The 18,699-nt window shown below is 69.1% G+C and carries 17 protein-coding genes; 13 read left to right on the forward strand and 4 right to left on the reverse strand.

From position 1 onward, the window contains the following. The gene (locus tag A9O63_RS14530) at positions 1-888 is read right to left on the reverse strand and encodes a PCC domain-containing protein (RefSeq protein WP_069332588.1); all 888 of its coding nucleotides are present in this window, start codon (positions 886-888) and stop codon (positions 1-3) included. Next, positions 872-1,744, reverse strand: a complete 873-nt coding sequence (locus A9O63_RS14535; protein ID WP_069332589.1) for an IclR family transcriptional regulator — start codon at positions 1,742-1,744, stop codon at positions 872-874. Before A9O63_RS14535 ends, A9O63_RS14530 begins: the two co-directional genes overlap by 17 nt. Positions 1,745-1,954: 210 nt before the next feature. Here A9O63_RS14535 and A9O63_RS14540 point away from each other — a divergent pair, with 210 nt between their 5' ends. From A9O63_RS14540 to A9O63_RS14565, 6 genes are all read left to right on the forward strand, one after another. After that, positions 1,955-2,968, forward strand: coding sequence for a TRAP transporter substrate-binding protein (locus A9O63_RS14540; RefSeq protein ID WP_069332590.1), 1,014 nt, complete (start codon positions 1,955-1,957; stop codon positions 2,966-2,968). A 107-nt stretch (positions 2,969-3,075) separates the two neighbouring features. Then, a complete protein-coding gene (locus tag A9O63_RS23660; protein ID WP_069332591.1) occupies positions 3,076-4,938 on the forward strand; it encodes a TRAP transporter large permease in 1,863 nt (620 codons plus the stop codon). Further along, complete coding sequence (locus tag A9O63_RS23665; RefSeq protein WP_069332592.1) at positions 4,938-5,273, forward strand: SDR family oxidoreductase; 336 nt, start codon at positions 4,938-4,940, stop codon at positions 5,271-5,273. The genes A9O63_RS23660 and A9O63_RS23665 overlap by 1 nt, the downstream gene beginning before the upstream one ends. Before the next feature lie 16 nt (positions 5,274-5,289). After that, entirely contained in the window at positions 5,290-6,135 is an 846-nt protein-coding gene (locus A9O63_RS14555; protein WP_069332593.1) for a transketolase, read from the forward strand. After that, positions 6,132-7,136 (forward strand): transketolase family protein, encoded by a 1,005-nt coding sequence (locus tag A9O63_RS14560; RefSeq protein ID WP_069332594.1) that lies wholly within the window; start codon positions 6,132-6,134, stop codon positions 7,134-7,136. Before A9O63_RS14555 ends, A9O63_RS14560 begins: the two co-directional genes overlap by 4 nt. Continuing rightward, positions 7,127-7,882 (forward strand): SDR family NAD(P)-dependent oxidoreductase, encoded by a 756-nt coding sequence (locus A9O63_RS14565; RefSeq protein ID WP_069332595.1) that lies wholly within the window; start codon positions 7,127-7,129, stop codon positions 7,880-7,882. The genes A9O63_RS14560 and A9O63_RS14565 overlap by 10 nt, the downstream gene beginning before the upstream one ends. Positions 7,883-8,173: 291 nt before the next feature. Here the strand turns inward: A9O63_RS14565 and A9O63_RS14570 are convergent, their stop codons facing one another. After that, positions 8,174-8,953 (reverse strand): GntR family transcriptional regulator, encoded by a 780-nt coding sequence (locus A9O63_RS14570; protein WP_015923235.1) that lies wholly within the window; start codon positions 8,951-8,953, stop codon positions 8,174-8,176. Between the two features lie 35 nt (positions 8,954-8,988). After that, complete coding sequence (locus A9O63_RS14575; protein ID WP_069332596.1) at positions 8,989-10,686, reverse strand: glycerol-3-phosphate dehydrogenase/oxidase; 1,698 nt, start codon at positions 10,684-10,686, stop codon at positions 8,989-8,991. A gap of 269 nt (positions 10,687-10,955) precedes the next feature. Between A9O63_RS14575 and A9O63_RS14580 the strand changes: the two genes are divergently transcribed. From A9O63_RS14580 to A9O63_RS14610, 7 genes are all read left to right on the forward strand, one after another. Then, positions 10,956-12,491 carry an FGGY-family carbohydrate kinase gene (locus A9O63_RS14580; RefSeq protein WP_069332597.1) on the forward strand — a complete coding sequence of 512 codons (1,536 nt, stop codon included), beginning with the start codon at positions 10,956-10,958 and terminating at the stop codon, positions 12,489-12,491. After that, the gene (locus A9O63_RS14585) at positions 12,484-13,566 is read left to right on the forward strand and encodes an ABC transporter ATP-binding protein (protein ID WP_069332598.1); all 1,083 of its coding nucleotides are present in this window, start codon (positions 12,484-12,486) and stop codon (positions 13,564-13,566) included. Before A9O63_RS14580 ends, A9O63_RS14585 begins: the two co-directional genes overlap by 8 nt. A gap of 9 nt (positions 13,567-13,575) precedes the next feature. Beyond that, positions 13,576-14,664: an ABC transporter ATP-binding protein gene (locus tag A9O63_RS14590; RefSeq protein ID WP_069332599.1), complete on the forward strand. Its 1,089-nt coding sequence runs from the start codon at positions 13,576-13,578 to the stop codon at positions 14,662-14,664. After that, positions 14,664-15,545: a carbohydrate ABC transporter permease gene (locus tag A9O63_RS14595; RefSeq protein WP_069332600.1), complete on the forward strand. Its 882-nt coding sequence runs from the start codon at positions 14,664-14,666 to the stop codon at positions 15,543-15,545. Before A9O63_RS14590 ends, A9O63_RS14595 begins: the two co-directional genes overlap by 1 nt. Before the next feature lie 140 nt (positions 15,546-15,685). Next, entirely contained in the window at positions 15,686-16,411 is a 726-nt protein-coding gene (locus A9O63_RS14600) for a carbohydrate ABC transporter permease (protein WP_410171700.1), read from the forward strand. A gap of 110 nt (positions 16,412-16,521) precedes the next feature. Further along, the gene (locus tag A9O63_RS14605; RefSeq protein WP_069332603.1) at positions 16,522-16,803 is read left to right on the forward strand and encodes a DUF2160 domain-containing protein; all 282 of its coding nucleotides are present in this window, start codon (positions 16,522-16,524) and stop codon (positions 16,801-16,803) included. Between the two features lie 58 nt (positions 16,804-16,861). Beyond that, on the forward strand, positions 16,862-18,586 hold the full coding sequence (locus A9O63_RS14610) for an ABC transporter substrate-binding protein (protein ID WP_069331857.1): 1,725 nt from the start codon (positions 16,862-16,864) through the stop codon (positions 18,584-18,586). Positions 18,587-18,699 lie beyond the last annotated feature (113 nt).

Below are 18,699 nucleotides of genomic sequence, written 5' to 3' on the forward strand. Positions count from 1 at the left end.
TCATTCCTCCTGGGCGGCCTTCAGCCGCTCGATGAAGACCTCGGCGCAGATCAGGACAGGGTTCTCGCCGCGGCCCGGACGGCCGCGATGGATCCGCCCCAGCGCATCGATCAACGCGATCTCGAGATCGAGACGCGCGCCGCCCGCGGCGTCCCGGCCGAAGCGGCCGTTCAAGCCGAGAATTTCCGTCGGCACCTCGTCGATTGCAAGCCCGTCCTCGAAGCGCGCGCCGACCGTGCTGCCGATCAGGCTGAGAATCCGACCCTCGCGGACGCCGTGACGCGCGGCGACCGCCTCGAGCGCTTCGATCAGATCCTCGTTCGGCCGCACGCGGGCGACGATCAGATCGCCCCCGGAGGGCTCGCCCGCCACCGGCCCGAAGAGCGTGAAGTTCGTCTCGGCGTCGGGGCGCGCCTCCATCGCCACTTCGCGGGCCCCGGCGAAGCCGATGGTGCAATCCTCGGCGATCCGGCAATCGAGCGGCAGCACATGCCCGCCCATGGCCGTGCCGTCCGCATCCTGCCAGAGCACATGGCCATGCAGGAAGGGCGCGCCGTCGCGGGCGCCATAGGTGGCCGTGCCCTCGTCGACCCGCACCGGTCCTGGGCGATGGTGCGTCTCGCTGTAATAGGCGACGTGATCGGGCGTGCGTGAATAGGTGGGCATCACGAAGTTCATCGGGCCGAGCACGAGGCCCCGAAGATCGAGCGCCGCGCTCCGCAGGCCCAGGGGCGCGAGGCCCGCTGCCACCGCCTCGATCAGCACCGCGCCCGCGGGCAGCACGATCTCGCCGCGCAGGAGCCCGTCGGCGAAGCTCTCGATCCGGTCCGGATGCGGCGGGCCGGGATGGACGAGCTGGCGCCCGCGGGCGTCACGTTGATGCTGCATGTCGTTGACTCCTCTCGCGGCCCCTGCCGGTCCGGGACCCCTCCTTCGCCTCGCCCGCGGGCGGGGCGCCTGTGCGTCCCTGCGTGTCCACCGCGGCCACGCGCGCCTCGAGCTTGCGGGCCTCGGCCTTCAGCATGGCCATGATCTCGGGCTGGCGCTCGTCGTTCAGGCGGCTTTCGATGGCGCCGATCGAGAGCGCGCCGATCACCGCGCCGGTCGGCCCGCGCACCGCGATGCCGATGGCCCAGGCCCCCTGGTGGAAGAGCCCGCGGTTGATCGCGAAGCCGCGCTTGCGCGTCTCGGCCACGAGGGCGCGCAGCACCTGCTCGGTCAGCATCGGATAGTGGCTGGGGGAATAGCCCCGGGTCGCCTCGATCACCGCATCGACGTCGGCATCGCCGAGGCAGGCGAGGATCGCGATCCCGTGCGCGGCGACCCCGAGCGGGTGGCGCTGCCCGATGTTGAGCACATGCGAGCGGATCGGATGCGGCCCCTCTTCGCGCAGCAGGCACAGGGTGCTGTAGCCCTGCCGGACCGAGAAGAAGGCGGTATCGCCCGACCGCTCGGCCAGACGGCGCACGGACTCGTCCGCAAGGCTGTGGGCCGCGAACCGGTCCGAGGCGATGGTGCCGTAGAGATAGGCCGAGATCCCGAGGTGATAGCGCCGGCTGGCCTCGGACTGCTCGATCAGCCCCGCCCGGATCAGCGCCACCAGCAGCCGCCGCGCGGTGGGCTGCTTGAGCCCCGTGCGCCGCACCAGCTCTGCCAGCGTCGCGCCCTCTTCGTGGCGCTCGGCCACCAGCGCGAGAAGCGCCGCCGCCCGGTCGATGCTCTGGCTGCCGGAGGATTCATCCATCGCCGATTCCTGCTGAACAACTCCATATTATGGAACATATAATACCCTAAAGCCACTGTTAAACAACAATATTATTTTGCTTTCTCGCATTGATACGAATTTTATGTCCATGATATGGATAGTGAAGCCGCAGCGGCACCGCCCGTCTGCCGAGCGACCACCGCGCCCGGAGGATCGAAGGGGGCGCGCAACATCACCGGGAGGATCCACATGACGATCAACCGTCGCCGTTTCGTCGCGACCGCAGGTGGCGTGCTGCTCGCCGCCCCCTTCCTTCGGCCGGGCATGGCCCATGCCGCCGAATATTCCTACAAATACGCCAACAACTTCCCCGTCGGCCATCCGATGAACACCCAGATGGAGGCCGCGGCGAAGCGGATCTCCGAAGAGACCGACGGGCGGTTCGAGCTGAAGATCTTCCCGAACAACCAGCTCGGCTCCGATACGGACACGCTGAACCAGGTGCGGTCGGGCGCGGTGGAGTTCTTCACGCTGTCTGGTCTGATCCTGTCGTCGCTGGTGCCTGTCGCCTCGATCAACGGCATGGGCTTTGCCTTCAAGGACATCGACCAGGTCTGGCAGGCGATGGACGGCGAGCTCGGCGCCTATGTGCGCGAGCAGATCCGCGCCAACCGCCTCGAGGTGATGGACCGGATCTTCAACAACGGCTTCCGCCAGATCACCACCTCCAGCCGCCCGATCGAGGGGCCGGACGATCTCGCCGGGCTGAAGATCCGCGTGCCGGTCAGCCCGCTCTGGACCTCGATGTTCCAGGCGCTCGGCTGCGCGCCGGTCAGCATCAACTGGAACGAGGTCTACACCTCGCTGCAGACGGGTGTCGTGGATGCGCAGGAGAACCCGCTGTCGACCATCGACGTGGGCAAGCTCTACGAGGTGCAGACCTACTGCTCGATGACGAACCACATGTGGGACGGCTTCTGGATGCTCGCCAACCCGCGGGCCTGGCGGGCGCTGCCCGACGACCTTCAGGAGATCGTCGCCCGCAACATCAACCAGGCCGCGCTCGACCAGCGCGAGGATCTGACCCGGCTCAACGCGACGCTCCAGACCGAGCTGGAAAAGGACGGGCTCATCTTCAACAAGCCCGACACCGCCGCCATCCGCGACAAGCTGCGTGAGGCGGGCTTCTACAACGAATGGCGCAGCACCTACGGCGACGAGGCCTGGGCGCTCCTCGAGCAGGTCTCGGGCTCGCTCGCCTGATCCTCCGCCCGGGCGCAGACGCCCATCGCGCGGGACCGACCGGTCCGGCCCCCCGGCCGGACCGGGCCTGCGCGCTTTTTCCCGATGACATGAGACCGGGCAGACACATGACAACAGCAGAAGAATTCGACGTGGGAGACCTCAGCGAGAACGAGTCGGCGCGGCCGGGCTCGCGCTTCATGCGGCCGGTCGAGGCGATCGCGGCCCTGCTTCTGGTGGCGGTGATCGGACTGCTGCTGACCGGGGTCGTCTCGCGCTACCTCGTCAACCTCCCCATCATCTGGATCGAGGAAGCGGCCTCGATCTGCTTCATCTGGCTCGCGATGCTGGGGGCTGCGATCTCGCTCGACCGCAACGAGCATCTGCGGCTCACGCTCTTCGTGCGGATGCTGCCGCGGCGCGCCGAGGAATTCGTCGAGACCTTCGCCATGGTCATCGTCGGCACCTTCCTCGTGGCGCTGATGCGCGACAGTTTCGAATATGCCTACGAGGAATGGTTCATCACCACCGCGGCGCTGCATATCCCGAACACCTACCGCGTCGCCGCGATCCCCGTGGGCATGCTGGCCATGCTGGGGCTGCTCGTCATGCATCTCTTCCGCTCCAGCCGGCTTGCCGATGTGGCGATCTCGGTGGCGGCGGTCGTGCTGATCTCGCTCGGCCTCTGGGCCCTCTCGCCGCAGTTCATCGCGATGGGCGCGACCGCGCTGCCGCTCTTCCTCGTGGTGATCGTGGGCGCCTGCCTCTTTGCCGGCGTGCCCATCGCCTTCTGCTTCGGGCTCGGCACGCTGAGCTATCTGCTCTTCGCCACCCATATCCCCACCTTCGTCATGGTCGGGCGCATGGACGAGGGCATGTCGGGGGTGATCCTGCTGTCGGTGCCGGTCTTCGTGCTTCTGGGCTGCGTGCTCGATGCCACCGGCATGGGCAAGGCCATCGTGGGCTTCCTCTCCTCGCTCCTCGGCCATGTGAAGGCGGGGCTGTCGCATGTGCTCCTTGTTTCACTCTTCATCGTGTCGGGGATCTCGGGCTCGAAGGTCTCGGACATGGCGGCGGTTGCGCCCGCGCTCTTTCCCGAGATGAAGCGCCGCGGCAACAAGCCGAACGAGATGGTGGCGCAGCTCGCCACCGGCGCCGCGATGGCCGACACCGTGCCGCCCTCGATCGTGCTGATCGTGCTCGGGTCGGTCGCGGGCATCTCGATCGCCGCGCTCTTCTCGGCGGGCTTCGTGGTGGCCATCGTGCTCCTTCTGTCGCTGATGGCGCTCGCGCGCTGGCGGGCGCGGCACGAGAACATGGAAGGCGTGCGCCGCGCGCCCTTCGGCGACGTGATCCGCCTGCTGGTCTTCGCCGCCCCGGCGCTGGTGCTGCCCTTCCTGATCCGCGCCGCCGTGGCCGAGGGTGCCGCCACCGCGACCGAGGTCTCGACCATCGCCGTGGTCTATTCGCTGGTGATCGGCGGCCTGATGTATGGCGGCTTCGGCCTCCGCGCGCTCTACCGGATGCTGGTCGAGACCGCGGCCATGAGCGGGGCGATCCTGCTCATCCTCGGCACCGCCCTCTCGATGGCCTGGGCCATCACCCAGGCGGGTGTGGGCCAGACGCTTGCGGATTTCGCCATCAGCCTGCCGGGCGGAGCGCCCACCTTCCTCGTCCTCTCCATCGCGATCTTCCTCGTGCTGGGCTGCGTGCTCGAGGGGCTGCCCGCGCTCGTCCTGATGTCGCCGCTCATGTTCCCCATCGCCCAACAGATGGGGATCAACGAGGTCCATTATGCGATGGTGATCGTGGTCGCGATGAACATCGGGCTCATGACCCCGCCCATCGGCATCGGCTTCTATCTCGCCTGCCGCATCGGCAATGTCTCGCCCGACAGCGCGATCCACGCGGTCTGGCCCTATGTCGCGGCGCTGATGGCCGGCCTGATCGTCATTGCCGCGGTGCCGGCGATCTCCACCGGCTTCCTCTGATGGCTGAGGAAGAGCTGCACCCCACCCCGCGCCGCCGCTTCGAGGGCAAGGTCGTCCTCGTGGCGGCCGCCGGGCGGCCCGCGGGCCGCGGGATCGCCGGCAGCTGCGGCTCGGTCGAGGAGATGCGGGCGGCGCGCGGCGCCATGGTGCCCTGCGGTTTCACCGGAAAGCCCGAGGACGTGGCCGCGGCCGCGCTCTTCCTCGCCTCCGACGAGGCGCGCTTCATCACCGGGGTCTGCCTGCCGGTCGACGGCGGCCAGAGAGCGAGCGCCACCGGCGCCGCCCCCCAACCACGCCCGGCCGCTCCGCCCGTCGCGGCGGCGGTCACCAGCTGATCTGAAAGGAGACGACATGACCGAGGAGGCTCACCTCCACAACAGCGGGCTGGCCGAGCGCGCGCACCGGGTGCGGCGCAACGCGCTCATCATGGCCGAGACGCAAGGCCAGGGCTACATCGCCCAGGCGCTCGGCGTGGCCGATGTGCTGTCGGTGGCCTATTTCCACGCGATGAAGGTCCGCCCGGAGCAGCCCGACTGGGAAGAGCGCGACCGGTTCCTCCTCTCGGTGGGCCATTACGGCATCGCCCATTATGCCGTGCTGGCCGAGGCGGGCTACTTCCCCGAGGAGGAGCTGACCACCTATGCCGCCGACGACAGTCGGCTGCCGATGTCGGGCATGACCTCCTACACGCCCGGCGCCGAGATGTCGGGCGGCTCCATCGGCCTCGGCCTGCCGATGGCGGTTGGCATGGGCCTCGGGCTGAAGCGCAAAGGCTCGAAATCCTTCATCTACACGCTGATGGGCGATGGAGAGCTGGCCGAGGGCCCGACCTGGGAAGCGGCGATCTCGGCCGCGAACTACGGGCTCGACAACATCATCGCGCTCGTCGACTTCAATCAGGTGCAGGCCGACGGGCCCTCCATGAAGGTGATGAACACCGAGCCCGTCTCGGCGAAGTTCGAGGCCTTCGGCTTCTTCGTGCAGCGGGTGGACGGCAACGACCTGCCGAAGCTCGTCGCGGCCTTCGACCGCGCGCGCGAACATCCCGGGCCGCAGCCGCGGATCATCATCTGCGACACGCGGATGGGATCCGGCGTGGACTTCCTCGAAGGCCGCGAAAAGAGCCATTTCATCCGCCTGAACCCCGAAGACTGGGCGCGGGCCCATGCCGCGCTGGACGCAAGGAGAGCCCAATGACCACGGCCGCCCTCGGAACCCTCACGCCCGCCCTGAAGGCGCCGGACATCGCGGCCTCCTCGATCGACGAGGGCCACCGCACCGTCTCGATGCCCTTCGGCCGCGCCCTCATCAGGCTGGCCGAAACGCGGCCCGAGATCGTGGGCATGAGCGCCGATCTCGCCAAATACACCGATATCCATGTCTTCGCCGAGCGGTTCCCCGACCGCTTCTACCAGATGGGCATGTCCGAGCAGCTGATGGCCACCGCCGCGGGCGGTCTGGCGAAGGAGGGCTTCATCCCCTTCGCCACCACCTATGCGACCTTCGCCTCGCGCCGCTGCTACGACTTCATGTCCCAGGCCGTGGCCGAGCAGCATGCCAGCGTGAAGCTCATCGGCGGCCTGCCGGGGCTCACGACCGGCTACGGCCCGAGCCATCAGGCGACCGACGATATCGCGATCTTCCGCGCCATGCCGAACCTCACGATCATCGACCCCTGCGACGCCTGCGAGATCGAGCAGATGGTGCCCGCCATCGCCGATCATCCGGGCCCGGTCTATGCCCGGATCCTGCGCGGCAACGTGGCCTCGGTGCTCGACGAATACGGCTACCGGTTCGAAATCGGCAAGAGCGCGCTCCTGCGCGGCGGCAATGACGTGCTGATCGTCTCGACCGGCTTCATGACGATGCGCGCCCTCGACGCCGCGCGCGACCTGAAGGCGGACGGGATCGACGTGGCGGTGCTCCATGTGCCGACGATCAAGCCGCTCGACGAGATGGGCATCCTGCGCGAGGTGCGCCGCGGCGGCCGCCTGATCGTCACGGCCGAGAACCACTCGATCGTGGGCGGGCTCGGCGATGCGGTGGCAAGCCTGATCGGCCGCTCGGGCCTTGCGACCGAGCTGCGCCAGATCGCCCTGCCCGACCGCTTCCTCGATGCGGGCACCCTGCCCGTCCTGCAGGAGCGCTACGGCATCACCCGGAGCGCCATGTGCGAGAGCATCCGCAGATGGCTGTGAGCGAAGGGCGCTGCCTCGTCCTGACCGGCGGGGCCTCGGGCATCGGCCGCGGCATCCTCGAGATGGCGGTGGCGCAGGGCTACCGCGTGGGGGTGCTGGATCTGGCGGGCCCCGCCCTCGAGGCGGTGGCGTCCGAGTTCGCGGGCGCGGGCGTCCAGGTCGCTGCCACCGACATCACCGACGAGGCGGCGGTCGAGGAGGCCTTCTCCGCGCTCGGCGCCGCCTTCGGCGCGCCCTGGGGCGTCATCAACTGCGCGGGCATCGGCCAGAACACGCCCTTCGCCGAGACCACGGTCGCGCAGTTCCGGCGCATCCTCGATGTGAACGTGATCGGCAGCTTCCTCGTGGCCCGCGCCGCCGCCGCCCGGATGAAGGGCGGGGTCATCGTCAACATCACCTCCGTCTCGGGCATTCAGGGCAGCACCGGGCGGGCGGCCTACGGCACCTCCAAGGGCGCGGTCAACACGCTCACCCGCATCCTCGCAACCGAGCTCGCGCCGCAGGGCATCCGCGTCAATGCCATCGCCCCGGGCCCGGTCGAGACGCCGATGGCGGCCCGCTGGCACGACGAGGCCACGCGCCGCACCTGGGTCTCGCGCGTGCCGATGGGGCGCTACGGCACGGTGGAGGAGATCGCCGCCATGGCCCTGACCCTGATCGACGACCGGATCTCGGGCTATGTGAACGGTCAGGTCATCGCGGTGGACGGCGGCTTCAGCAGCGCCGGGCTGATGGAGGCGGACTGACCGCCCGGAACCCAGGAACCCGCGCGGCCTCTCCGCCGGCTCTGCCGGGGGTGAGGCGCTCACCGCGCCAGCCGGGGCGCCTCTCCGCCGGTCCTTCCGGGGGGTGAGATGCTCACAGGGCCGCCGCGGTGTCTCGCCGCCGGCCCCTGACGGGGGGTGACGTGCTCCAACGAGCCAGCCGCGCGGCCTTGGAAGGGCCCGGCGCGGCTGGCGCGCAGCGGCCCTGCGGCGGCTGCGGCCGGCCTTCTCCGCAGCCCATGCGCCGACCGGCGACGGGAGTGGCCGGGCCGATCAGAAGCTCGGCGAGGCCACGGTGAAATGGAGCCGCGACCGGTCGGTCAGATAGAGCGCGGTGTAATATTCCACCGCCTGCCCTGTCTGATCGAAGGCCGCCGACTCGATGCCGAGCACCGGCGTGCCCTCGGGCACCTGCAGCAGGCGGGCATCCTCGCCCATGGCCGCGACCGCCTCGATCCAGCGCTCGGCGCGGGCGAGCCGGATGCCATATTGCCGCCCGATCGTGTCATAGAGCGAGCGGTTCTCGAGCGGCACCGCCTCGAGCCCCGGCGCCACGCGCTCGATCACCGCCCATCGGACGATCATCCGCGGCGTGCCCTCGACCGCCATCACCCGGTCGACATAGACCAGCCGCTCGCCCTCCTCGAGCCGCAGGAGCTTGCGGATCCGCGCCGTGGCCGGTCCCGTCTCCTGCCGCAGGATCCGTCGCGTGACCTGCTTGCGCTTGTCCGCAAGCTCGCCGCTGAATCCCACGGTGGTGCCCACGAAATCCTGCTCGTCGCGCCGGCCCGCGACGAAGGCGCCCTTGCCCTGCAGCCGGTAGATCAGCCCCTCGTTCACCATCTGCGACATGGCCTCGCGCACGACGGTGCGCGAGACCCCGAAGCGGGCGCAGAGCTCGGTCTCGGAGGGCAGGCGCGCGTGATCCTGCAACCCCTCGCCCAGGATGAGGCCGGTGAGCGAGGCCTTCACCTGCGCCCAGAGCGGGGCCTCCGCCTCGCGGTTTGTGGGCCGCAGCCGCTTGCCGAGGGCGCGGCCGGTCGTTGAGGCCAAGCTGTCCCTCCTCTCCCCACGGACCAACGTCATGGTCAGGCGATACCCATGCGGTGCCGCTCTTGCAACAGGCTCCCGGTGCGCGCGATCTCCTCGGCCAGACGCGGGCCATCCCAGCCGAGCGTGCGGGCGGCCACCGCGCCCACTTCGGCCAGGATCTCGCGCGAGGCCAGCCCCTCGAACCCCATCAGCGTGCGGCGCAGGAAGATGTCCTCGAGCCGGACCACGCGCTCGGTCCGGCAGATCAGCGCGATCTCGGCCGGGCTGTAGGGGCCGAGGGAGGCGAAGCGCGCCGGATCGGCCGCTTCCGCGGCCACGACCTCGGCGGCACGGCTGCCGTAGCGCTGGGTGAGCTGGCGGCAGCGAGCGGGGCTCACGCCCGCGCGCGCGGCGAGGCCCTCGGCCCAGATCTCGCGGTCGGCCTCGGCGAAGGGCAGCCCCCGGGCGCCGCCGATGGCGAGCCCCTCCGTCCCCGTCAGCCGGGAGCGGCCGGGGGCCGACAGCAGCCGGTCCGTCACCTGCGCGGCGAAGGCCCGGTAGGTCGTCCATTTGCCGCCCACCAGCGTCAGCGTGGTGAAGGGCCGGTCGGAGGAGGGCGCGAATTCGTCGATCCGGTGGTCCCGGCTGATGGCGCCGGTCGCGCCCGCCTGCATCCGCGGCAGAGGCCGCACGCCCGCAAAGGCGAACACGATATGCTCGCGCCCGAGCCGCACCCCCGGCAGGATCGGGCGCAGCACCGCGAACAGGTAGTCGATCTCGGCCTCGGTGCAGAACTTGTCGCCCGGATCGTCGCTGCGGATGTCGGTCGTGCCGAGCAGCACCCGATCGTCCGAGAGACGGTAGATCAGGCAGGCGCGGTGATCGTCGGTCTCGAAATAGAGCATCCGGTCGCCCAGATCGCGGGCGAGCTCGGCATGGCGCAGCACGAGATGCGAGCCCCGCGTGCCCCCGATCACCCGCCCGTTGAAGCCGAGCCCCGCCTGCACCTCGTCGACCCAAGCCCCCGCCGCATTGACGAGGATCTTCGGCCGCACCGTGAACGTCTCGCCCGTGAGCCGGTCGGTGAGCGTCACAGCCCCCCCGTCCTGCGGTCCGGCGGCGACGTAATTCAGCGCGACCGAGGCCGGGCAATCGGCCTCGGCATCGGCCACGAGCTCCATCACCAGCCGCTCGGGGTGCGAGATCCGCGCATCGTAATATTCCGCCACCGCGCGGATGTCGGGGCCAAGGAGCCCGCCCATCTCGCGCCGCGCCTGCGCGGCCGTCATCAGCCGGTGGTCGGGCATCGTCTGGTGGGCGCGGCCGAAGACATCATAGAGCATGAGGCCGAGCTTGACCGGCACCGCGCCCTTCGGCCCCGGCACCCGCGTGAGCCGGAGGAGCCGCGCCCCCGCCGCAAGCGTCCCGCCAAGCCAGCTGCGCAGCGGCACCCAGCAGGCGAGCGGACGCACGACATGGCAGGCGTTCTTCAGCAGCAGGTTGCGCTCGGTCAGCGATTCCCGGACCAGCGCCGCCTCGCCCGTCTCGAGATAGCGCAGACCGCCGTGGATGAGCCGCGAGGGCGCCGCACTCGTGCCCGAGGCGAAGTCGCCCGCCTCGACCAAGAGCGCGGGCACGCCCTGCGCCGCGAGGTCGCGGAACACGCCGACCCCGTTGATTCCGCCGCCGATGATGAGGATTTCCGGCAGCTTGGCCGTCCGCAGCCGGGCCAGCATCTCGTCGCGCAGGCGCATCCATCCCTCCCAGATGATCGCGACCAGACTGAGTCAGCCGCACCGCTCCCGCAACTGGTAATGACAAGTTTTGCGACTTTGGTCTAGACCCGAGCGGCACCCGCGCCCACTACCGCGATCTTTCCCCGTTATACTAGAGCTTTACCGCATTCTGCATCTGCGAGACAGGTTCCTTGACAGGTTTCGGAACCCGTGTAGCCTCAACTCATCACTACAAGTTGGCGAGCAACGGGAGGGGAGGCCCGCGCCAGCATCAGGGAGGAATTCTCATGCAGGACCGCGTGATCGGCATCGATGCCGGTGGCACCATGACGAAGGCTGCGCTCTTCGACCTCACGGGACAAGAGCTGGCCTGCGCGCGGCGCAAGAACGTCATGGCCTTTCCGGCCCCCGGCTGGACCGAGCGAGACCCCGATGCCATGTGGGCCGCGGCCGCCGCCTCGGTGCGCGAGGTGCTGGAGCGCACGGCCACCGATCCGGGCCGCATCGCCGCGGTGAGCGTGGCGGGCTACGGCAGCGGCCTCTATCTCCTCGATGCCGAGGGCGCGGTCGTGCGGCCCGGCATCGTCTCGACCGACAGCCGCGCGGCCGGGGTCGTGGCCGACTGGACCGCCTCGGGCCTTGCGACCATGGTCGAGCCCCTGATCCAGCAGCGGCTCTGGGCGGGGCAGAGCCTCGTCCTTCTGGCCTGGCTTCAGCGGCACGAGCCGCAGACGGTCGCCCGCACGCACAAGATCTCGTTCTGCAAGGATTTCCTGCGCACCCGCCTCTGCGGCGACCTGTCGACGGACCCGTCGGACGCCGGCATCGCCGGGCTCATCGACGTGACGACCGGCACCTATTCCCGCGACGCGTTCCGGCTTCTGGGCCTCGAGGGCTGGCTCGACAAGCTGCCCGAGATCGGCCCCGCCGACGAGGTGGTGGGGCTCGTGTCGCAGCCGGCCGCGGCGCTCACCGGGCTCCGCGCAGGCACGCCCGTGGTGCGCGGAGCGGTCGATGTCACCGCGGCGGCGCTCGCCTCCGGGCTCAGCCGCGAGGATCAGATGAGCGTCGTCGCCGGCACCTTCAGCATCAATTCGACCCTGCACCGCACGCCCCGGATGAGCATGTCCCCCTTCCTGCAGAGCGCCTATCCGCTCGGCGGCTATCTGGCGACGGAGGGGGCGGCCACCTCGGCCTCGAACCTCGAATGGCTGGTCAAGACCCTGCTCGCCCACGGCGGCACCCTGCCGGGCGATCTGGCGGGCGGCCTTTATGAGGTGGTGAACGATGCGGTGCTGCGCCGCCGCGGCCAGCCGCGCGACGCGCTCTTCTTCCCCTTCCTCTTCGGCGGGCCGGACGGCGCCCCGGCGGGCCTTCTCGGCATGACGGCCGACTACAGTTTCGACGACATCATGCTCGCGGTGTTCGAGGGCATCGTCTTCGCCCACAAGGTCGATATCGACCGGCTGCTCTCGGGCAACGATGCGGCGCGGCCCGGCGTCATCCGGCTCGCGGGCGGCGCCTCGCGGAGCGCCATCTGGTCGGAGATGTTCGCCGACATCCTGGGCCTGCCCGTCGAGGTGCCGGAAGGGTCCGAGCTGGGGGCGCTGGGGGTGGCCATCTGCGCAGCCAGCGCCGTGGGGGCCCACGCCTCGCTCGGCGAGGCCGTTTCCGCCATGGCCCGCACCGCGCGGCGCCACGAGGTCGAGCACAGCCGCGGCGCCGCCCATTGCGCCAAATATCCCCGCTACCGGGCCATGACCGAGGCCATGGCCAGCGCCTGGCGCCTGCCCTCCCGCGGGGCGGAGGCGTTCCATGCTTGAGCTTTGCGGCGTGACCCGGCGGGCGGGCAGCCAGATCCACATCCATCCCACCGACCTCGCGCTTCAGGGCGGCACGATGAACGTGCTCCTCGGGCCCACGCTCGCCGGCAAGACGAGCCTCATGCGGCTGATGGCCGGGCTCGACGCGCCGAGCGAGGGGCGGATCCTCTGGAACGGGCAGGATGTGACGGGCCAGAGAGTGCAGGACCGCCGCGTGGCGATGGTCTACCAGCAGTTCATCAATTACCCCTCGATGAGCGTCTACGACAACATCGCCTCGCCGCTGCGGCTGACGGGGCAGCCGCGCGCCGAGATCGACCGCGCGGTGCGCGGGACGGCCGAGATGCTGAAGCTGACGCCGCTCCTCGACAGGAAACCCCTCGAGCTGTCGGGCGGCCAGCAGCAGCGCTGCGCGCTGGCCCGGGCGCTGGTGAAGGGGGCAGGCCTCGTGCTTCTCGACGAGCCGCTGGCGAACCTCGACTACAAGCTCCGCGAGGAACTCCGGGCCGAGATCCCGAAGATCTTCGAGGCCTCGGGCGCGATCTTCGTCTATGCCACCACCGAACCCGAGGAGGCGCTCCTCCTCGGCGGCAACACGGCCACCCTCTGGCAGGGCCGCGTCACCCAGTTCGGCCGCGCGCCCGAGGTCTACCGCCGGCCCGCCTGCGCGCTGACCGCGCGGGTCTTCAGCGATCCGCCGATGAACTTCACCCCCTGCCGCAAGGAGGGGCACCGCCTGCGGTTCGGCCATGGCGTGCAGGCTCCGGCCGAGGGGGCGCTGGCGCTGATCCCGGACGGCGACTATCTGGCGGGCTTCCGGGCCAACCATCTGCACATGAACGTCCATTCCGGCAGCGCGCTCGAATTCCGCTGTCGGCTGGGCGTGTCCGAGATCACCGGCTCCGAGACCTTCCTGCATCTGACCCACGGCTCCGACCGCTGGGTGGCCCTCGTCCACGGGGTCCACGACCTGCCGCCGGGCGAGGTGAGCCTCTGGCTCGATCCCGCCCATGTCTATCTCTTCGGCAGGAACGGCGATCTCGCCGCGCCCGCCCCCTATGCGCTTGCCGCCTGAGGAGCTCCGATGGCCCGCATCACGCTGTCCAACCTCGCCCACAGCTACTTTCCCCATCCGCGCGGAGAAGAGGATTTCGCGCTGAAGACCATGGATCACGTCTGGGAGGATGGGGACGCCTATGCGCTTCTGGGCTCGTCGGGCTGCGGCAAGACCACGCTTCTGAACATCATCTCGGGCCTGCGCCGCCCGAGCCAGGGCCGCGTGCTCTTCGGCGAGACCGACGTGACCGATGCCCCCACGCCTGCGCGCAACATCGCCCAGGTGTTCCAGTTTCCCGTGGTCTACGACACGATGACCGTGCGCGAGAACCTGGCCTTCCCGCTCCGCAACCGGGGCATGAAGGCCGCCTATATCCGCGCCCGCGTGGATCAGATCGCGGCGATGATCGGCATGGAGGCGATGCTCGACCGCAAGGCGCGGGGCCTCACCGCCGACGCCAAGCAGAAGATCAGCCTCGGGCGCGGCATGGTGCGCGAGGATGTGAACGCCATCCTCTTCGACGAGCCGCTGACGGTGATCGACCCGCACATGAAGTGGGAGCTGCGGACCCAGCTGAAGCAGCTCCACCGCGAGTTCGGCCACACGATGATCTATGTGACCCACGACCAGACCGAGGCGCTGACCTTCGCCGACAAGGTCGTGGTCATGTATGACGGCCGCGTGGTGCAGATGGGCACGCCGGAGGAGCTCTTCGAACGGCCTGCCCACACGTTCGTGGGCTATTTCATCGGCTCGCCCGGCATGAACCTGTTCGAGGCCGAGGTGGCGGGCCCGCTGGCCCGGATCGGCAGCCACAGCCTGCCTCTCGGCGCCGACTACGGCCGGCCCGCGGGCCGCGTCCAGATCGGCATCCGGCCCGAATTCGTGCAGCCGACGGACGGCCCCGGTCTGCCTGTCGCCGTGACGCGCATCGAGGATGTGGGCCGCCACCGGATCCTGCGGGCCACGCTCGAGGGCCGCGAGCTCTCGATCGTGCTGCCCGAGGGGCGGCCGCTGCCGGGGCCCGAGGCCCGCGTCACCTTCCGTCCCGACCGCATCGGGGTCTTTGCCGACGACTGGCGGCTGGCCCCCCGCGCCCTGCAGAGGATCGCCTGATGGACAAGACCAAGGACGAACGCGCCTGGTTCCTCGTGCTGCCCGTGCTGGTGCTGGTGGCCTTCTCGGCCATCCTGCCGCTGATGACAGTTGTCAACTACGCCTTCAACGACACGTTCGGAAACAACGACTTCTTCTGGGTCGGCTTCGAATGGTTCGAGGAGGTGCTGACCTCCGAGCGGATGCACGAGGCGCTCTGGCGCCAGCTTCTGTTCTCGGGCCTGATCCTCGCCATCGAGATCCCGCTCGGGATCGGCGTGGCGCTGACCCTGCCCAAGCGCGGGCTGAAGGCCAGCCTCTGCCTCGTGCTTCTGGCCCTGCCGCTCCTGATCCCGTGGAACGTGGTGGGCACGATCTGGCAGGTCTTCTCGCGCATCGACATCGGCCTTCTGGGCTCGGGCCTCCGCGCGCTCGGGATCGATTTCAACATCGGCCAGAACCCTCTCGACGCCTGGATCGTGCTGATCGTGATGGATGTCTGGCACTGGACCTCGCTCGTGACGCTTCTCGCCTATGCCGGGCTTCAGTCGATCCCCGAGGCCTATTATCAGGCGGGCCGCATCGATCAGGCCAGCCGCTGGGCCGTCTTCCGCCACATCGAGCTGCCCAAGATGAAGGGCGTGCTGCTGATCGCGGTGCTCCTGCGCTTCATGGACAGTTTCATGATCTACACCGAGCCCTTCGTCGTCACCGGCGGCGGCCCCGGCTCGGCCACGAGCTTCCTGTCCATCGACCTCGTGAAGATGGCCGTGGGCCAGTTCGATCTCGGTCCCGCCGCCGCCTTCTCGCTGATGTATTTCCTCGTGATCCTGCTGGTGAGCTGGGTCTTCTACACGGTGATGACCTCGCTCGACAAAGCCGGGAAGGAGCCCAGCGAATGACCGCCGCCGCCCTGAACCTCGCCGCCCCTGCCGCGCGCCGCCCGTCCCGCGACACGGCCCGCACCCGGAGCCTGATCGCAGGCACCCTCCTGATCGCCTACCTGCTGTTCCTGCTGATCCCGATCTACTGGCTCGTGAACATGAGCCTGAAGCCGAACAGCGAGATCATGAGCAGCGTGAACCTGATCCCCGAGCACCCGACGCTGGCGAATTATGCCCGCATCTTCGGCGATCCGACCTGGTACATGGGCTATGTCCACAGCCTGATCTATGTGGTGCTGAATACGGCCATCTCGCTCGCCGTCGCCCTGCCGGCCGCCTATGCCTTCTCGCGCTACAGCTTCACCGGAGACAAGCATCTCTTCTTCTGGCTGCTCACGAACCGGATGGCGCCTCCGGCGGTCTTCGCCCTGCCCTTCTTCCAGCTCTATTCCTCGGTGGGCCTCTTCGACACCCATATCGCGGTGGCGCTCGCCCATTGCCTCTTCAATGTGCCGCTCGCGGTCTGGATCCTCGAAGGGTTCATGCGCGGCGTGCCGAAGGAGATCGACGAGACCGCCTATATCGACGGCTATTCCTTCCCGCGCTTCTTCCTCGGCATCTTCCTGCCGCTGATCGGCTCGGGCGTGGGGGTGGCCGCCTTCTTCTGCTTCATGTTCTCCTGGGTGGACCTGCTCATCAGCCGGACCCTGACCTCGGTCAATGTGAAGACCATCGGCGTGGCGATGACGCGGACCTCCTCGGCCACCGGCCTCGATTACGGAACGCTGGCCGCGGCGGGCGTGCTCACCATCATCCCGGGTGCGCTCGTGATCTGGTTCGTGCGCAACTACATCGCCAAGGGCTTCGCCCTGGGGAGAGTGTGATGCGGCAGGGTCTGACAATCCTCGGGCTCGTGGCCCTGATCGGCGGATCGCTCGGCGCCCTGATCCTCGCGGTGCCGCGCACCGAGGACGGCTTCGACTGGCTGGGCCAGATGGTCGAGGGCGGGTGGATGGCCTGGAGCTTCCCCGTCGCCCTCTTCTTCTGGGCCATCGGCAGCCTTCTCGTGCTGATGACGGTTCTTGCGGTGGCGCGGCCGGAGGTTCCGCGTGTGGGGATCCTCAGGATCGAGACGACGCGGGGGGACCGGCTGTTCATCTCGCTCCTGGGCTCGGCCTTCCTGTGCCTGGGCTGGCTCGCGCTGATGGGGCCGCCGCTCTGGGGCGCGCTCGCGCTCTGCCTGATCTACGCCGCGGCGGTCTTCCGCTGGGTGTGACCGACCCGTGCCGGGGGGGAGCCCGGCCAATGTCCAACGTCTTTGGGAGGAGACCTGCATGAGATACCGAACGACCGCCACCGCGATGGCCCTGTGCCTGATGGCCGTGGCCGCGCCCGCTTGGGCCGACATGGAGGCCGCGAAAAAGTTTCTCGACGCCGAGATCGGGGATCTCTCCGCGCTCTCGCGCGCCGAGCAGGAAGCCGAGATGCAATGGTTCATCGATGCGGCCCAGCCCTTCGCCGGGATGGAGATCAAGGTCGTCTCCGAGACCATCACCACCCACGAATATGAAAGCAAGGTCCTCGCCCCCGCCTTCTCCGCCATCACCGGCATCAGGATCAGCCACGACCTGATCGGCGAGGGCGACGTGGTCGAGAAGCTGCAGACCCAGATGCAGTCGGGCGAGAACATCTACGACGCCTATATCAACGACAGCGACCTGATCGGCACCCACTGGCGCTACCAGCAGGCGCGCAGCCTGACCGACTGGATGGCCAATGCGGGCAAGGAGGTCACCAACCCCGGCCTCGACCTGCAGGATTACATCGGCCTGAAATTCACCACGGCGCCCGACGGCGAGCTCTACCAGCTGCCCGACCAGCAGTTCGCCAACCTCTACTGGTTCCGCGCCGACTGGTTCGACGACGCCCAGACCAAGGCCGATTTCAAGGCCAAATACGGCTACGAGCTGGGCGTGCCGCTGAACTGGTCGGCCTACGAGGACATCGCCGAATTCTTCACCGGGCGCGACATGAGCGCGCTCGGCGGGCCGAAGAGCGCCTATGGCAGCATGGATTACGGCAAGAAGGACCCGAGCCTCGGCTGGCGCTACACCGATGCCTGGATGTCGATGGCGGGCATGGGCGACAAGGGCGATCCGAACGGGCTGCCCGTCGACGAATGGGGCATCCGGGTGGACGAGAATTCGCGCCCCGTGGGCTCCTGCGTGGCGCGCGGCGGGGCCACCAACGATGCGGCCGCGGTCTATGCGATCACCAAATCGATCGAATGGCTGCAGAAATACGCCCCGCCGCAGGCGGCCGGCATGACCTTCTCGGAATCGGGCCCGGTGCCGGCGCAGGGCGAGGTGGCCCAGCAGATGTTCTGGTACACCGCCTTCACCGCCGACATGGTCAAGGAGGGCCTGCCGGTGATGAACGAGGACGGCACGCCCAAATGGCGCATGGCCCCCTCGCCGCACGGCGCCTACTGGTCGGAGGGCACCAAGGTGGGCTACCAGGACGTGGGCTCCTGGACGCTGCTGAAATCCACCCCCGACGACCGGGCCAAGGCCGCCTGGCTCTATGCGCAGTTCGTCTCCTCGAAGACGGTCGACGTGAAGAAGAGCCATGTGGGCCTGACCTTCGTGCGCGAATCCACCATCCAGCACCAGAGCTTCACCGACCGCGCGCCGAAGCTCGGCGGGCTGGTGGAATTCTACCGCTCGCCCGCCCGGGTGCAGTGGTCGCCCACGGGCACGAACGTGCCGGACTATCCCAAGCTCGCCCAGCTCTGGTGGCAGAACATCGGCGACGCCATGTCGGGCGCCAAGTCGCCGCAGGAGGCGCTCGACGCGCTCTGCGCCGAGCAGGAGAAGGTGCTGGCCCGGCTCGAGCGCGCGGGCGTGCAGGGCGATCTCGGCCCGAAGCTGAACGAGGAGAAGGACCCGCAGGAATGGCTCGACGCCCCCGGCGCCCCGGTGGCCCGGCTCGAGAACGAGAAGCCCCAGGGCGAGACCATCTCCTATGACGAGCTCATCAAGTCCTGGCAGCAGGGCTGACACGACAGGGGGCGGCAGCCGCCGCCCCCACCCACCCCCGGCGACGGTGGAAGAGCCGTGCGCACCCGCAGCCGGGATCACGACAGACAGGGGACAGGCCTCCGCGCCGGAGG

The sequence above is a fragment of the Cereibacter johrii genome (assembly GCF_001720585.1).
Classification (GTDB): domain Bacteria; phylum Pseudomonadota; class Alphaproteobacteria; order Rhodobacterales; family Rhodobacteraceae; genus Cereibacter_A; species Cereibacter_A johrii.

Coding starts and splice junctions, on each gene's coding strand:
- A9O63_RS14530 (WP_069332588.1), bottom strand. CDS start 888: ATGCAGCATCAACGTGACGCCCGCGGGCGCCAGCTCGTCCATCCCGGC.
- A9O63_RS14535 (WP_069332589.1), bottom strand. CDS start 1,744: ATGGATGAATCCTCCGGCAGCCAGAGCATCGACCGGGCGGCGGCGCTT.
- A9O63_RS14540 (WP_069332590.1), top strand. CDS start 1,955: ATGACGATCAACCGTCGCCGTTTCGTCGCGACCGCAGGTGGCGTGCTG.
- A9O63_RS23660 (WP_069332591.1), top strand. CDS start 3,076: ATGACAACAGCAGAAGAATTCGACGTGGGAGACCTCAGCGAGAACGAG.
- A9O63_RS23665 (WP_069332592.1), top strand. CDS start 4,938: ATGGCTGAGGAAGAGCTGCACCCCACCCCGCGCCGCCGCTTCGAGGGC.
- A9O63_RS14555 (WP_069332593.1), top strand. CDS start 5,290: ATGACCGAGGAGGCTCACCTCCACAACAGCGGGCTGGCCGAGCGCGCG.
- A9O63_RS14560 (WP_069332594.1), top strand. CDS start 6,132: ATGACCACGGCCGCCCTCGGAACCCTCACGCCCGCCCTGAAGGCGCCG.
- A9O63_RS14565 (WP_069332595.1), top strand. CDS start 7,127: ATGGCTGTGAGCGAAGGGCGCTGCCTCGTCCTGACCGGCGGGGCCTCG.
- A9O63_RS14575 (WP_069332596.1), bottom strand. CDS start 10,686: ATGCGCCTGCGCGACGAGATGCTGGCCCGGCTGCGGACGGCCAAGCTG.
- A9O63_RS14580 (WP_069332597.1), top strand. CDS start 10,956: ATGCAGGACCGCGTGATCGGCATCGATGCCGGTGGCACCATGACGAAG.
- A9O63_RS14585 (WP_069332598.1), top strand. CDS start 12,484: ATGCTTGAGCTTTGCGGCGTGACCCGGCGGGCGGGCAGCCAGATCCAC.
- A9O63_RS14590 (WP_069332599.1), top strand. CDS start 13,576: ATGGCCCGCATCACGCTGTCCAACCTCGCCCACAGCTACTTTCCCCAT.
- A9O63_RS14595 (WP_069332600.1), top strand. CDS start 14,664: ATGGACAAGACCAAGGACGAACGCGCCTGGTTCCTCGTGCTGCCCGTG.
- A9O63_RS14600 (WP_410171700.1), top strand. CDS start 15,686: ATGAGCCTGAAGCCGAACAGCGAGATCATGAGCAGCGTGAACCTGATC.
- A9O63_RS14605 (WP_069332603.1), top strand. CDS start 16,522: ATGGTCGAGGGCGGGTGGATGGCCTGGAGCTTCCCCGTCGCCCTCTTC.
- A9O63_RS14610 (WP_069331857.1), top strand. CDS start 16,862: ATGAGATACCGAACGACCGCCACCGCGATGGCCCTGTGCCTGATGGCC.